The 13,380-nt window shown below is 54.1% G+C and carries 11 protein-coding genes; 10 read left to right on the top strand and 1 reads right to left on the bottom strand.

Going from position 1 to position 13,380, the window contains the following annotated elements:
- From EDC33_RS03725 to glgA, 3 genes are read left to right on the top strand one after another with little or no spacing between them, the layout of a single operon-like run.
- Entirely contained in the window at window positions 1-1,158 is a 1,158-nt protein-coding gene (locus tag EDC33_RS03725) for a glucose-1-phosphate adenylyltransferase (protein ID WP_094905836.1), read from the top strand.
- Window positions 1,151-2,251 (top strand): glucose-1-phosphate adenylyltransferase subunit GlgD, encoded by a 1,101-nt coding sequence (gene glgD, locus EDC33_RS03720; RefSeq protein WP_124010206.1) that lies wholly within the window; start codon window positions 1,151-1,153, stop codon window positions 2,249-2,251. The genes EDC33_RS03725 and glgD overlap by 8 nt, the downstream gene beginning before the upstream one ends.
- Before the next feature lies 1 nt (window position 2,252).
- Window positions 2,253-3,683: a glycogen synthase GlgA gene (gene glgA, locus EDC33_RS03715; protein WP_346255829.1), complete on the top strand. Its 1,431-nt coding sequence runs from the start codon at window positions 2,253-2,255 to the stop codon at window positions 3,681-3,683.
- Window positions 3,684-3,743: 60 nt separating this feature from the next.
- On the opposite strand, the gene EDC33_RS03710 is transcribed toward glgA, so the two are convergent.
- The gene (locus EDC33_RS03710; RefSeq protein WP_094905834.1) at window positions 3,744-5,450 is read right to left on the bottom strand and encodes an Rqc2 family fibronectin-binding protein; all 1,707 of its coding nucleotides are present in this window, start codon (window positions 5,448-5,450) and stop codon (window positions 3,744-3,746) included.
- Between the two features lie 140 nt (window positions 5,451-5,590).
- Here EDC33_RS03710 and gmk point away from each other — a divergent pair, with 140 nt between their 5' ends.
- The 7 genes from gmk to rlmN are packed head-to-tail and all read left to right on the top strand — an operon-like array spanning window position 5,591 to window position 13,378.
- Window positions 5,591-6,214, top strand: a complete 624-nt coding sequence (gene gmk / locus EDC33_RS03705; protein WP_124010204.1) for a guanylate kinase — start codon at window positions 5,591-5,593, stop codon at window positions 6,212-6,214.
- Window positions 6,214-6,408, top strand: a complete 195-nt coding sequence (gene rpoZ / locus EDC33_RS03700) for a DNA-directed RNA polymerase subunit omega (RefSeq protein ID WP_031548489.1) — start codon at window positions 6,214-6,216, stop codon at window positions 6,406-6,408. Before gmk ends, rpoZ begins: the two co-directional genes overlap by 1 nt.
- A gap of 39 nt (window positions 6,409-6,447) precedes the next feature.
- Window positions 6,448-7,638, top strand: coding sequence for a bifunctional phosphopantothenoylcysteine decarboxylase/phosphopantothenate--cysteine ligase CoaBC (gene coaBC / locus EDC33_RS03695; RefSeq protein ID WP_124010203.1), 1,191 nt, complete (start codon window positions 6,448-6,450; stop codon window positions 7,636-7,638).
- On the top strand, window positions 7,638-10,019 hold the full coding sequence (priA, locus tag EDC33_RS03690; protein WP_124010202.1) for a primosomal protein N': 2,382 nt from the start codon (window positions 7,638-7,640) through the stop codon (window positions 10,017-10,019). Before coaBC ends, priA begins: the two co-directional genes overlap by 1 nt.
- Before the next feature lie 12 nt (window positions 10,020-10,031).
- A complete protein-coding gene (gene fmt, locus EDC33_RS03685) occupies window positions 10,032-10,976 on the top strand; it encodes a methionyl-tRNA formyltransferase (protein ID WP_124010201.1) in 945 nt (314 codons plus the stop codon).
- On the top strand, window positions 10,977-12,278 hold the full coding sequence (rsmB, locus tag EDC33_RS03680) for a 16S rRNA (cytosine(967)-C(5))-methyltransferase RsmB (protein ID WP_124010200.1): 1,302 nt from the start codon (window positions 10,977-10,979) through the stop codon (window positions 12,276-12,278). It begins immediately after the preceding gene.
- Window positions 12,275-13,378: a dual-specificity RNA methyltransferase RlmN gene (gene rlmN / locus EDC33_RS03675; RefSeq protein WP_040105676.1), complete on the top strand. Its 1,104-nt coding sequence runs from the start codon at window positions 12,275-12,277 to the stop codon at window positions 13,376-13,378. The genes rsmB and rlmN overlap by 4 nt, the downstream gene beginning before the upstream one ends.
- The last annotated feature ends 2 nt before the right edge of the window (window positions 13,379-13,380 follow it).

Genomic DNA, 13,380 nt, shown 5'->3' with positions numbered 1-13,380 from the left:
ATGACATCAAAAACAGTAGCAATGCTATTGGCAGGGGGCCAGGGTACGCGCCTTGGCGAATTGACGAAGAACCTTGCCAAGCCGGCAGTGCCCTTCGGGGGCAAATACCGCATCATCGACTTCACAATGAGCAATCTGGCAAATTCGGGGATATCCACTGTGGGGCTCCTCGTACAGTACTCGCCGCTGATGCTCAACAAGCACATCGGCATTGGGAAACCGTGGGGACTTGACAGGCAGTATGGCGGGGTAAGCGTACTGTCACCCTATTCAAGCCGTGAGGGCAGTGCCTGGTTCAGCGGTACGGCGGATGCCATCGTCAAGAATATGCATTTCGTTGAACAGTACGAACCGGATGAACTGATTGTACTGAGCGGGGACCATATCTATCAGATGGACTACACCAAGATGCTCGAATTCCATCGGGGAAATGGAGCGGATGCAACAATTTCAGCAATCGAAGTGCCGATGGATGAGGCAAGCCGGTTCGGCATCCTCAATACGAATGATGACTTCAGCATCTATGAATTCGATGAAAAGCCGGAACATCCCAAAAATAATCTGGCATCCATGGGCGTCTATATCTTCAACTGGGACACCATCAGGCCATACCTTTTGGCGGATGAAAAGGATGAGGAGAGCGACCACGACTTCGGCAAGGACATCATACCGAAGATGCTGGCCGATGATAAGAAGCTGTTCGCCTATCGCTTCGACGGCTATTGGAAGGATGTCGGAACGATTAAGAGCTATTGGGAAGCGAATATGGACCTGCTGAAGGAGGATTTCCAGACACTGCTCATGTCGAAGGAGTGGCCGACCTATCCGAACGAGGAAAACCGCCCGCCAGAGTACATCGGCGAGACTGCAGAAATTACAAATTCACTCATTTCCCCGGGGTCCTTCATCGAAGGAGAAATCGACAATTCGATCCTCTTCGTCGGCGTGGAGACGATGGAAGGGGCAAGCGTCAAGGATTCCATCATACTGCCTGATGCCCTCATCGGCAAAGATGTCACACTCGACTCTGTCATCGTCATGTCGGAAGTGGAGATACCGGATGGCACACAGATTGTGGCTTCAAACGGCGATCCGGTGGTCATCAGCCCTGATACGCTGAAAGATTATATAGCAGAAGGAGGCAGTCATAATGGATAAAGAACTACTTGGACTCATCAACCTGCAGCCGGAACAGGACTACCTGGACGAGCTGACCTATTTCAGAAGCAGTGGATCGGTTCCCTTCATGGGACGCTATCGACTGATCGACTTCACAATCACCAACATGGCCAATTCCGGAGCCAATGTGATCGGTGTGTTTGCAGGCCACAAATTCAGGTCCCTGCTCGACCATCTGAACCGCAAGGAGGATTTCGGACTTGAGGGCAGACAGGGGAAGATATTCGTCTTGCCGCCGGACTGGAATGACCCGTCGGACATCTCCCAGGGGGACCTCAAGCACTTCCACAACCACTCCGACCTGTTCAGGAGGTTCAAGGGGGACCAGGTGATCGTTTCCGGTACGCAATTCATCTCGAACACGGACTATACGGAAGCGGTCAGATACCACAAGGAGAACGACAAGGATATTACATTCATCGGTGAAGAGGTCGAGAACCCGCCGAACAGTCCTGTACTCAGGATGGCAACCGAAGACGGCAGGGTAACGGGCTTCACACATGACCAGGATAACGGACACCTCTATACCGGCGTCTATATAATCAAGAAGGAAGTCCTGATGAACATCGTGCGCTTCTGCATAGACAACTATAAGCCGAGCTTTTTCCACAATGGGATCCGGGAGAAGCTTGACGAATATGATACCGGATTCTATGACATCAAGGCGAAGACGCACTACTTCTATTCCGTCCAGTCCTATTTCAACAACAGCATGGCTCTGCTCGACAAGGATCGCTACCGAGAATTCTTCTACGGCCAGAAGAAGGTGAAGACGAAGGTCAGCACGAACCCGCCGACGCTCTACAAGAAGGAAAGCCATGCAAAACGGTCCATACTGGCTAACGGGGCGACAGTTGAAGGAACGGTGGAAAACTCGGTCATATCGAGGAATGTGACTATCGGAAAGGGCGCGACCATCAGGAACTCCATCATCTTCGCAAACTGCATCATCGAACCCGGCGTCCATCTTGAAAATGTCATCCTCGACAAGGACGTGACCATCACGGAGGGCCGCCAGCTGATGGGGTCCGAAGAGAAGCCGTATGTAGTGGCGAAACGTTCCAGGATATAATATGAAACCGGAAAGAAGTGACAGTATGAAACATGTTCTTTTTGCTGCAAGTGAATGTACGCCGTTCATCAAGTCCGGAGGGCTTGCAGATGTGATCGGAAGCCTCCCCCAGGCACTCGTCAAGGAGGGGGCGAGGGTCTCCGTCATCCTGCCGCTCTACAAGGAGATCATCAACTCCGAATACCGCGGGGACATGGAGGAGGTCATGATCTTCAATACACCGGTCGGGTGGCGCAACCAGTATACGCGCATACTGAAATATGAGGGGCGCGATGTGACCTACTATTTCGTCGACAACGAATATTACTTCAACCGCGATGGACTGTACGGCTATATCGATGACGGTGAACGCTTCGTATATTTCTCGAACGCCATCATCGAATTCATGTACAGGGTGGAGGAGTCGTATGATATCCTGCACTGCCACGACTGGCAGACGGGGGCAGCTGTCGCGATCGGCAGCATCAAGCGTCCGCATCCCGGCATGAAGACTGTCTACACGATCCACAACATACAGTACCAGGGCTGGATCGAACAGTCGGCATTCGGCGAGCTGTTCAACCTTGGCCGGGAGCACTTTGCGGGCTTCGAGTGGCAGGGCATGCTCAACATGATGAAGGCAGCCATCCATCATGCGGATGTGATCACGACCGTGTCCGAAACGTATGCCGAAGAGATCATGACCCCGTTCTTCGGGGAGGGTCTCGAACAGGTACTGGAATACAGGCGGGGCGATCTGCACGGCGTCATAAACGGCCTCGACACCTATGACTACAATCCGGTCAGGGATGAGGCGCTGTACCACCGCTACCGCTCTTCACGCAAGACGAAGGCGAAGAACAAGACGGCACTGCAGCAGGATCTTGGACTGACGGTGGACGAAAACATCCCGATGTACGGCATCGTCACCCGCCTCGTCAACCAGAAGGGGATCGATCTCGTCGAACACATCATGCATGAGTTCCTTGCGGAAGATGTCCAGCTCGTGGTGCTCGGTTCAGGCGAGGCACTGTATGAGGACTACTTCAAGTCGCTCGTCCACAACTTCCCGGACAAGGTGCATGTGACGCTCGGGTTCAGCGAAAGCTATGCGAGGAAGATATACGCCGCAAGCGACTTCTTCATCATGCCGAGCCTGTTCGAGCCCTGCGGCCTCGGCCAGCTCATCGCCATACGCTATCTGACGTCACCGATCGTCAGGGAGACCGGCGGCCTGAAGGATACGGTCATACCATATAATGAATTCGCATACTCGGGCAACGGGTTCTCCTTCGAGAACTACAATGCCCATGAGCTGCTCAATGCGATGAAGTACAGCCTGTACATCTATCATCAGAAGGAGCATATGGATGCTTTATGCAGAAATATGACGGCGTCCGACTACAGCTGGGCGAATTCAGCACGCCAATATATGTCTCTTTACGGCGGCTGATGGAAGAGGAAAGAAGAAGGCACTGCCGAAACCGATGATCCGGTTTCGGCAGTGCCTTCTTCAGTTTGTACGGCCGCTTTCCATCTGCTCCACCTTGGATTTCATCGGTGTGACATGAACCGTCTTCTGGTCGGTGTAGGTGACGAAGCCCGGCTTCGCGCCGCTGACCTTATGCACATGCTTGATCTCCGTATAGTCGACGGGGACCGATTCCGATTCCTGGGCCTTCGAATGGTAGGCGGCGAGCATCGCCGCTTCCAGAATGTCCTGATCTTCGATTTCGGATGCAGGGTGGGTGATGACCACGTGGGATCCCGGTATATCCTTCGTGTGGAACCACAGGTGGTTGTTCTGTGCCTTCCTGCTGGTCAGGTAGTCATTCTGCTTGTTGTTCTTTCCGACGAGGACATCGAGGCCGCCCGTGGTGCGGTATGCGTGGAGCTGGATCTTATTCTTCTTTTTCTTCGAAGATTGCTTCCGGTTGTTCTTGATGATGCCCTGTTCCGCCAGTTCCTCTCGTATTTCGTCGACTTCCTCCTCGGTCGTGATGCTGTCCATCTGATGGAGCAGGCCTGCGAAGTATTCGAGGTCCTCCCGTGCACGGTCCAGCTGCACAGCGGCGCTGTTCTCGCGGGTCTTGAGCTTGTTGTAGCGCTTGTAGTACTTCTGGGCATTGTCGCTGGCGGACAGGTTCTTGTCGAGCGGAATCTCGAGCGGCTCATCCGTATAGTAGTCGATGACTTCGATTGATTCGTCATAGGGCTTCACCTGATGCATGAATGCCGTGAGCAGTTCCCCATACTTCTGGTACTTGTCCTTTTCGGCCGCTTCTGCGAGGTCTTCCTTGAGCTTTTCGACCTTCCGCTCCGTCTTTTCATATTCACGTTCGATCAGGTGCAGGTAGTCCTGCGCCTTCTGCTTGATGAGCGATTTCCTGTACCTGTCATGGTAGTAGTCGTCCATAAGCTGGGACAGCGACCCGTATGTTTCATACGACTCCCCGAGGTGGGAAAGGGGGGTGAAATAGAAGATGTCACGATCGCCGTCCGTATACATTACAGGTTTTATATTTTCGGCCTTCTCCATCGTCTCACGGATTGCGGGTACGATGTTCCGTATGGTGAAGTAGCCGGCATTGTGCTCGACCTCCTTGACGAAAAGGGGGCTGAAGCCTTCCACATTGGAAAGTATCTGTTTGTTGAGCCTGCCGGCATTGAAGTCGATTTTGGAAGGCAGCTCTTCAATCGCATCCGTCCGCGGGTCCAGTTTGTCCTCCGTCGGCGGTGCGGTATAGTCGAAGCCCGGCATGATCGTCCGGCTGTTGTTGTTCGGTGTCAGGTGCTTGACCCCGTCAAGGATCCTGTAGTCCGCATCCGTGATGACGATGTTCGAATGCCGGCCCATGATCTCGAGGATCAGTATGCGTCTGATCTCATCGCCGATTTCATTTCTCGACTGTATGTGGATTTCGACCCTGCGGTCGTTACCGAGCTGCCTGATTTCCTGTATGATGCCGCCTTCGAGGTGTTTTCTGGCCACGCGCAGAAACATCGGGGGCTCGAATGGAAATTCATACTTATGTGTGGTCAGGTGGAAGCGTGCATACATGGGATGCGCGCTGATCAGCAGGTTGTGGTTGCTGCCGGCGGAACGCACCTTGAAGACCATCGAAGTTTCATCTATCTGCTGTATTCTATTGATCTTGCCCCGCTTGAGCACTTCCAGTTCACCAAGAAGCGCGTGGACAAAGTTGCCGTCGAATGCCATGGTTTCATCCTCCTGTTTCAGACTATCCAATATTTTAACATGAAATCGGCCGGTTTGTTTACGGCCAGCGATTTAATGATGAATTTTTCTGCTGGATATGGTACATTAGGAGATAATTACAAATAGAAAGGTAACGTGTTATGACTTCAGATAAGGGACTGCTGATCGTCCTCTCCGGCCCTTCCGGTGTAGGCAAGGGAACGGTCAGAAAGGCGATCTTTGAACATCCGGAGACGGATTTCAAATACTCGATTTCAATGACGACGAGGGAAAAGCGTGAAGGTGAAGTGGACGGCGTGGACTATTTCTTCAAGACGAAGAAGGAGTTCGAGTCGCTGATAGAACAGGACAAATTCATCGAGTATGCCCAATACGTCGGCAACTACTACGGTACGCCGGTGGAATATGTGGAGCAGACGATGGCCGACGGCCATGATGTCTTTCTGGAAATTGAAGTGGAGGGCGCGAAGCAGGTCAGGGAGAAGTTTCCCGAGGCGCTTTTCATATTCCTTGCACCGCCCAACCTGACGCAGCTGGAGGAGCGGCTCGTCAATCGTGGCACGGATTCACCTGAGATCATCAGACATCGCATCGATGAGGCGAAACGCGAACTGAAACTGATGAACCTGTATGATTTTGTTGTAATCAATGATGATGTGGATCTCGCGCGTGGCCGTGTGCAGTGCATCGTCGAGGCGTCTCATATGAGGCGGGCACGTGTAGAATCCAAACTAAGAAAAATGCTGCTGGAGGTTAATCAATAATGCTATACCCACCTATACATGAACTGAAGAAGAATGTAGATTCAAAATATCTTGTCGTCACAATGGCTGCCAAACGTGCACGCCATCTGCAGGACCACCCGGACGACCTTGTGCTGGACGAATACAAGACGTTGAAGACGGTAAGCCGGGCGCTTGAAGAGATTGCCGAAAACAAAGTTAAAGAAAAACACTAGCTGACAAATTTTTGTCAGCTTTTTTTAAGAGGTGAAGACATGGCAAATATTGTAATCGGAGTCACCGGTGGCATTGCCGCATATAAAGCTGTAGACCTGACGAGCAAGCTGATCCAGGCGGGGCACGAGGTCCGTGTCGTACTGACGGACAACGCCCTCGAGTTCATCACACCGCTGGCGTTCCAGGCCATCGGCCGCAACCACGTCTATACGAATACATTCAAGGAAGAGGATCCGTCAGTCATTTCCCACATCAACATCGGGGAATGGGCGGACATCATTGTTGTTGCACCCATAACCGCGAATACGATCAGCAAGCTGGCCTGCGGCATCTATGACAACATGCTCCTCAATGTCCTTGCTGCAAACACGAAGCCGGTCATACTGGCCCCCGCAATGAATGTGCACATGTACAACCAGCCTGCAATCCGCCGCAACATGCAGACACTGATGGATGACGGCTACCATTTCATCGATTCGGAATCCGGGTTCCTTGCCTGCGGCTACAATGCCAAAGGACGCATGGCGAACGTCCCTGACATCAAACAGTATATTGAAGAGCTCCTCATGAAGGGCGGCAGCCTGAAAGGGAAGAAAGTTTTGGTGACGGCGGGGCCTACACAGGAGTCGATCGACCCGATCCGCTACATCACCAACCATTCCAGCGGCAGGATGGGCTATGCAATCGCTGAAGCCGCACAGAAGCGCGGCGCCGAAGTCGTGCTCGTCAGCGGCCCCGTCAACCTGGCCCAGCCCGCGGGCGTCCATGTCATCGACACCGTCTCCACTGAAGAGATGTTCACGGCAGTGAAATCACACATGGATGCGGACCTTGGCATATTCACCGCTGCAGTCAGCGATTTCACCCCCATCACGCGGATGGAGGGCAAAATGAAGAAGCAGAAGGATCAGGAGACCGTCTCCATCGACCTGAAGAAGACGCCGGATATCCTCAAATATGCCGGGGACCACAGCACGGGCATGTACATCGTCGGATTTGCGGCGGAGACCGAAAATGTCGAGCAGTATGCCCAGGACAAGCTCGAGCGTAAAAATGCCGACTGCATCGTGATGAACGATGTCTCGGATACATCAATCGGCATGAACAGCCCCGACAATGAAGTGGTCATGCTGTTCAGGGAAGGCGCGCCCGTGCCTTTTGAAAAGATGGATAAGCGGGCACTCGGCGAGCAGATCATCGATGCCCTCATCCAGAGGTGGCTCGGATGATGTTTGCTTCAGTCATTGTGGATATACCCAGCAAAAGCGTCAACCAGGTGTTCGACTACCGCATTCCCGACGGCATGGAAGGCCTCATCAGTGTGGGACACCGGGTGCTCGTCCCGTTCGGACGGCGGACGATCCAGGGGTATGTGATGAAACTGCAGGACACCACAGATTTCGATCCGGCAAGGATCAAGGAAATCGCCCGGACGCTCGACATAGAGCCTGTGCTGACGGAAGAGATGATCACTATCGCCAGACACCTGGCAGACTATTATGTCGACCAGTACATCAGCGTGATCGAGACGATACTGCCCGCTGCACTGAAGGCGAACTACAGGAAGGTGCTCAAGCTTGCGGAAGGCCATACAGCAGAGGCTGCAGCAGCGCTTGAGGAGGTTGCTGGTGATGCAGAAGCAGAACCGAAACGGCTGGAAGCCGGGGCCCTGAAGGCGCTCGCGCCGCATCTGAAGTCCGGTGACATCATCGAGGAGACCGTCATCAGGCAGCATACAAAGAAGAAGACGGCGCTCGCCGTCTATTCGCTGAAGCAGCAGGGCGGAGACCTGTCGCGTGCAAAGAAGCAGCAGGAGCTGCTTGCGGTCATCGATGCGAGTTCGGAACCGCTCTTCGTCAGGGATCTCGTCAATGACGGCTTTTCCAACCATCTGATCAATGCGCTGCACAAGAAAGGGTATATCGGAAAAGTGGAACGGGAAGTGGAGCGTGATCCATACAGCGGGCGCATATTCACGAGCGACCCGCCGAAAGTGCTGAATGCGGAGCAGCAGCATGCCTACGGCAGAATCACGGAAGCGCTGGATGCTGAACAGGCGAAAACATTCCTGCTCCATGGCATTACAGGCAGCGGCAAGACGGAAGTGTATCTGCAGGTCATCCAGAAGGTACTCGAAGAAGGGCGTACGGCCATCATGCTGGTGCCGGAGATTGCCCTTACGCCGCAGATGGTCAACCGCTTCAAGCGGCGGTTCGGTGATGATGTCGCAGTGCTGCACTCGGGTCTCTCCCATGGTGAAAAGTATGATGAATGGCGCAAGATCAAAGAGGGCAGGGCGCGCGTCTCCGTCGGAGCACGGAGCAGTATTTTCGCACCGTTTGAAAATGTCGGTGCCATCATCGTCGATGAGGAGCATGAGACGACCTACAAGCAGGGGGACCGTCCGATGTATCATGCGATCGAAGTGGCGAAGTTCAGAAGCAGATACCATAATTGTCCATTGATACTGGGTACGGCGACGCCAAGCCTTGAAACATTTGCAAGAAGCGAGAAGGGCGTCTATGAACGTCTGGAGCTGACGGAACGGGCCGGCACGAAAGTGCTTCCGGAAATCAGCGTCGTCGACATGTCGGAGGAGCACCGCACCGGCAATACATCAATCATCTCCAAGCCGCTTGAAGCGGCGATCGAAACACGGATCGAACGGGGGGAGCAGACGGTGCTGCTGCTCAACAGGCGGGGATACTCGAACTTCCAGATCTGCCAGAGCTGCGGCCACGTACCGATGTGCCCGAACTGCGACATTTCCCTGACCTACCACAAGTCGAACCGCAGCCTGCTCTGCCATTATTGCGGCTATGAAGGTCCGGTCCACCGGACATGCGAAAACTGCCAGAGCGAGGATGTGACCTTCAGGGGTACAGGCACCGAGAAGGTCGAGGAGATTCTCCGGGACATGTTCGATGCGGATGTCGTCCGGATGGATAATGATACGACGAGAAGGAAAGGGATGCACGAAAAGCTGCTGGACCATTTTGAGCAGGAGGAGATACCCATACTGCTCGGCACACAGATGATCGCCAAAGGGCTGGACTACCCCAAAGTGACCCTCGTAGGGGTGCTGAATGCCGATACGATGCTCAATCTGCCCGACTTCAGGGCGAACGAAAAGACGTATCAGCTGTTGACCCAGGTTTCAGGTCGGGCCGGCCGGCATGAGCTGACGGGGGAGGTCATTTTCCAGACATACAACCCGACGCACTACGCAATACAGCTGGCAAAGGAGAACGACTATCGGCGCTTCTATGAAAAGGAGATGGCATTCAGGCGGCTGGCACGCTATTCACCGTACTATTTCCACGTGCTCTTCACCGTCTCAAGCGAGGACATCAGAAAATGTTTGAAGGCGACGAGCCACATCCATGACACACTGATACAGAAAGTCTCAGACCAGTCGATCATCGTCGGCCCATCACCCAGTCCCCTTGAGCGTATCAACCGGCAGTACCGCTTCCAGATACTCCTCAAGTACAAGAGGGAACCGGAACTGCTTGAAATGCTCAATTCACTGGATGAACACTACCACGAGGCATACAGGTCCGAAGGCATCTCACTCCGGATCGATGTAGATCCACTCGTAATCATGTAGGAGGAATAATTTATGACAGAAACAATCATTTTCATGGGGACACCGGATTTCTCAGTGCCGATATTGGAGAAGCTCCATGAGGAGTACAATGTCGCAATGGTCGTCAGTCAGCCGGACAAGCCGGTGGGCAGGAAACGGGTGATGACACCCCCGCCTGTCGCGCAGGCGGCAGAAGCACTCGGCATTCCGCTCTTCCAGCCGGAACGCGTCCGTGACGAAGCGGCCATCGCAGAAATTGAAGATGTGGGGCCGGATCTGATCATCACGGCGGCCTATGGGCAGATACTGCCGAAGGCGCTGCTCGAGGTGCCGCGCCTCGGCGCCATCAACGTCCACGCCTCCCTGCTGCCGCGGCACAGGGGCGGCGCACCGATCCACCGTGCCGTCATGGAAGGGGACGGTGAGACGGGGGTGACCCTCATGTACATGGCTGAAGGCCTGGACAGTGGGGATGTCATCAGCAGCACTTCTACAGAAATCCGGGACACGGATGATACAGGATCGCTGCACGACAGGCTTTCTCAGATGGGGGCCGGGCTGCTCATGGAGACGCTGCCCGACATACTTGAAGGAAGAAACGGAAGGGTGCCGCAGGATGGATCCGCTGCTACCGTGAGCCCGAACATCTCGAAGTCGGATGAGCGGCTCGACTGGTCGCAGGATGCACGCAGTGTATTCAACCATATACGGGGACTGTCGCCATGGCCGGGTGCCTATACGGAAATCGACGGGAAGCGCCTCAAAGTCTATGGGGCGAACCCGCCGGAGGGCACATCGCAGGATGCACCCGGCACGATCGTCGAAGCCACGCCGGATGGTATGAAGGTCGCCTGCGGTGACGGCGGCCTGTTGGAAGTCACGGAAGTGCAGCTGGCAGGCAAGAAGCGTACACGGGCATCAGAATTTGCAGCAGGCAGGCAGGACATCGCCGGCACTGTACTTGGGCAGGTGGAATAGATGACAGTACGTGAACTCGCACTGGATGCCTATACGAGGGTCATGGATGAAGGCGGCTACAGCAATATCATACTGAATGACATGATCGGCAGGGAAGGGCTTCCGGCGAATGACAGGGGGCTGCTTACCAAGATCGTCTATGGTACAATTTCCAGGCGGCTGACCATACATTTCCACATCAGGCCCTTCATCCGTACAAAACTGAAGCGCTGGCAGAGGAATCTGCTCGACATCACCGTCTACCAGATCATATGGCTTGAACGTGTGCCGAACTATGCGGCAATAAACGAAGCGGTGGACATCGCGAAGAAGCGCGGCGGACCGCAGGCCGCCAATGCCATCAATGCCATACTCCGCAGCTTTGAGCGCAAGCCGCTGCAGAGCTATGATGGCATCAGGAGCAGCACCGCCCGCCTGTCGATTGAAGCGAGCATACCGGAGTGGATCATCTCACACTGGAAGACCCATCACGGCATGGACGGGGCGCGGGAAATCGCCATGGCGCTCGGCAGCCGTCCGAAGATGTACATCCGTACGAATACGGCGCGCATCAGCCGTGCGGCGCTCGTCGAAAAGCTTCATGAAGAAGGACTTGGCGCGGTGCCTTCCGAAATACAGGCGGATGCCATCGAAGTGGGTGGAGAGGTGCTCCAGTCGAAGTTCTACAAGGAGGGGCTGTTCAGCATCCAGGATGTCAGCTCCATGCTCGTCAATGATGCACTTGCGCCTGAAGACGGCGACGTCATCCTCGATGCATGCAGCGCACCCGGCGGCAAAGGCCTCCATGCGCTGGAGAAGGTGCGTGACGGGCACGTCGACCTCTCTGACATCCATGACCATAAGATCCCATTGATAGAAGCGCAGGCAGAACGCCTTGGACTTGCCAACTATGAAGCTTTCCAGGGGGATGCCACACAGAAGGACTATCCAAGGCAATACGACCGCATCATCGTGGATGCACCATGCTCCGGCCTTGGTGTCATCCGCAGGAAACCGGAAATAAGATATGAGCGGAAAGCGGAGGATATAGACAGCCTCGTCGCCCTCCAGCTCGCCATCCTATCCAATATAAAAAATTATTTGAAGCCTGGCGGCATACTCGTGTATTCGACGTGTACCATCCATCAGATGGAAAATGAAAATGTCGCCTACACATTCATGAAAGAGAATGAAGATATCGAGTTTGATCCGTTCACCCTCGAGGCCTTTGATTTTGAAGGTCCATACCGGCAGATACTGCCGCAGGAGGCAGGAACCGACGGGTTCTTCATAGCCAGGTTCAGAAAGAAGGAAAAACAATGATTCAAAGACCACCAAAAAAACCGATAAAGAACAACAGGCAGCCCGATTTCGACCAACCCTCCATCTACTCGCTATCCCTTTCGGATCTTGAAGAACTCGCCATCGGATGGGGAGAGGAGAAGTACCGCGGCGGCCAGATCTTCGAGTGGCTCTATACACACCGTGCCGACCATTTCGATGACATGCTGAACCTGCCGAAGGCGATGCGGGAGTCCCTCGCTGAAAACTACAGCATGGATCCGCTTGAAACCGTGGTCAGGCAGGAGAGTGAAGACGGAACGATGAAATTCCTGTTCCGCCTGCGTGACGGCTACACGATCGAGACGGTACTGATGCGCCATGACTACGGCAACTCGGTATGTGTGACGACCCAGGTCGGCTGCCAGATCGGCTGCAGCTTCTGCGCCTCTACACTTGGCGGACTGAAGCGGAACCTCGAAGCGGGGGAAATCGTCTCCCAGGTCGTACAGATACAGAAGGCACTCGATGAAACGGATGAGCGTGTCAGCAGCATCGTCATCATGGGCATCGGGGAACCTTTCGAAAACTACGTCCAGATGATGCAGTTCATCAGGATCATCAATCATGATGATGGCCTGAACATCGGTGCACGCCACATCACAGTATCCACGAGCGGCATCGTACCGAGGATCTATGATTTTGCGGAAGAGGATATACAGATCAACTTTGCGGTCAGCCTGCATGCAGCGGACAATGAGACGCGTACGCGGCTGATGCCGATCAATAAAGCCTATGACATCGACAAGCTGATGGATTCGCTCAAGTATTATCAGCAGGAGACGAACCGCAGGGTCACTTTCGAATACGGCCTGTTCGGCGGCGTCAATGACCAGCCGGAACATGCGCGCGCGCTGAGTGAACTGATCAAGGATCTCAAGTGCCATGTCAACCTGATTCCGGTCAACCATGTGCCGGAACGGAACTATGTCAGGACGAGCAAGGACGATATATTCGATTTTCTTGAAACGCTTAACGAATGCGGTGTGAACGCCACCCTCAGAAGGGAGCAGGGCACCGACATCGATGCAGCGTGTGGACAGCTCAGGGCAAAAGAATCCAAACAGGAGACGGGGGAGTAGTC

It is taken from the genome of Salinicoccus roseus, assembly GCF_003814515.1.
Taxonomy (GTDB): Bacteria; Bacillota; Bacilli; order Staphylococcales; family Salinicoccaceae; genus Salinicoccus; species Salinicoccus roseus.
The sequence above is the reverse complement of the archived record's forward strand: the minus strand, read 5'-3'. Positions and strand labels throughout refer to the sequence as shown.

Coding starts and splice junctions, on each gene's coding strand:
- EDC33_RS03725 (WP_094905836.1), top strand. CDS start 1: ATGACATCAAAAACAGTAGCAATGCTATTGGCAGGGGGCCAGGGTACG.
- glgD (WP_124010206.1), top strand. CDS start 1,151: ATGGATAAAGAACTACTTGGACTCATCAACCTGCAGCCGGAACAGGAC.
- glgA (WP_346255829.1), top strand. CDS start 2,253: ATGAAACCGGAAAGAAGTGACAGTATGAAACATGTTCTTTTTGCTGCA.
- EDC33_RS03710 (WP_094905834.1), bottom strand. CDS start 5,450: ATGGCATTCGACGGCAACTTTGTCCACGCGCTTCTTGGTGAACTGGAA.
- gmk (WP_124010204.1), top strand. CDS start 5,591: ATGACTTCAGATAAGGGACTGCTGATCGTCCTCTCCGGCCCTTCCGGT.
- rpoZ (WP_031548489.1), top strand. CDS start 6,214: ATGCTATACCCACCTATACATGAACTGAAGAAGAATGTAGATTCAAAA.
- coaBC (WP_124010203.1), top strand. CDS start 6,448: ATGGCAAATATTGTAATCGGAGTCACCGGTGGCATTGCCGCATATAAA.
- priA (WP_124010202.1), top strand. CDS start 7,638: ATGTTTGCTTCAGTCATTGTGGATATACCCAGCAAAAGCGTCAACCAG.
- fmt (WP_124010201.1), top strand. CDS start 10,032: ATGACAGAAACAATCATTTTCATGGGGACACCGGATTTCTCAGTGCCG.
- rsmB (WP_124010200.1), top strand. CDS start 10,977: ATGACAGTACGTGAACTCGCACTGGATGCCTATACGAGGGTCATGGAT.
- rlmN (WP_040105676.1), top strand. CDS start 12,275: ATGATTCAAAGACCACCAAAAAAACCGATAAAGAACAACAGGCAGCCC.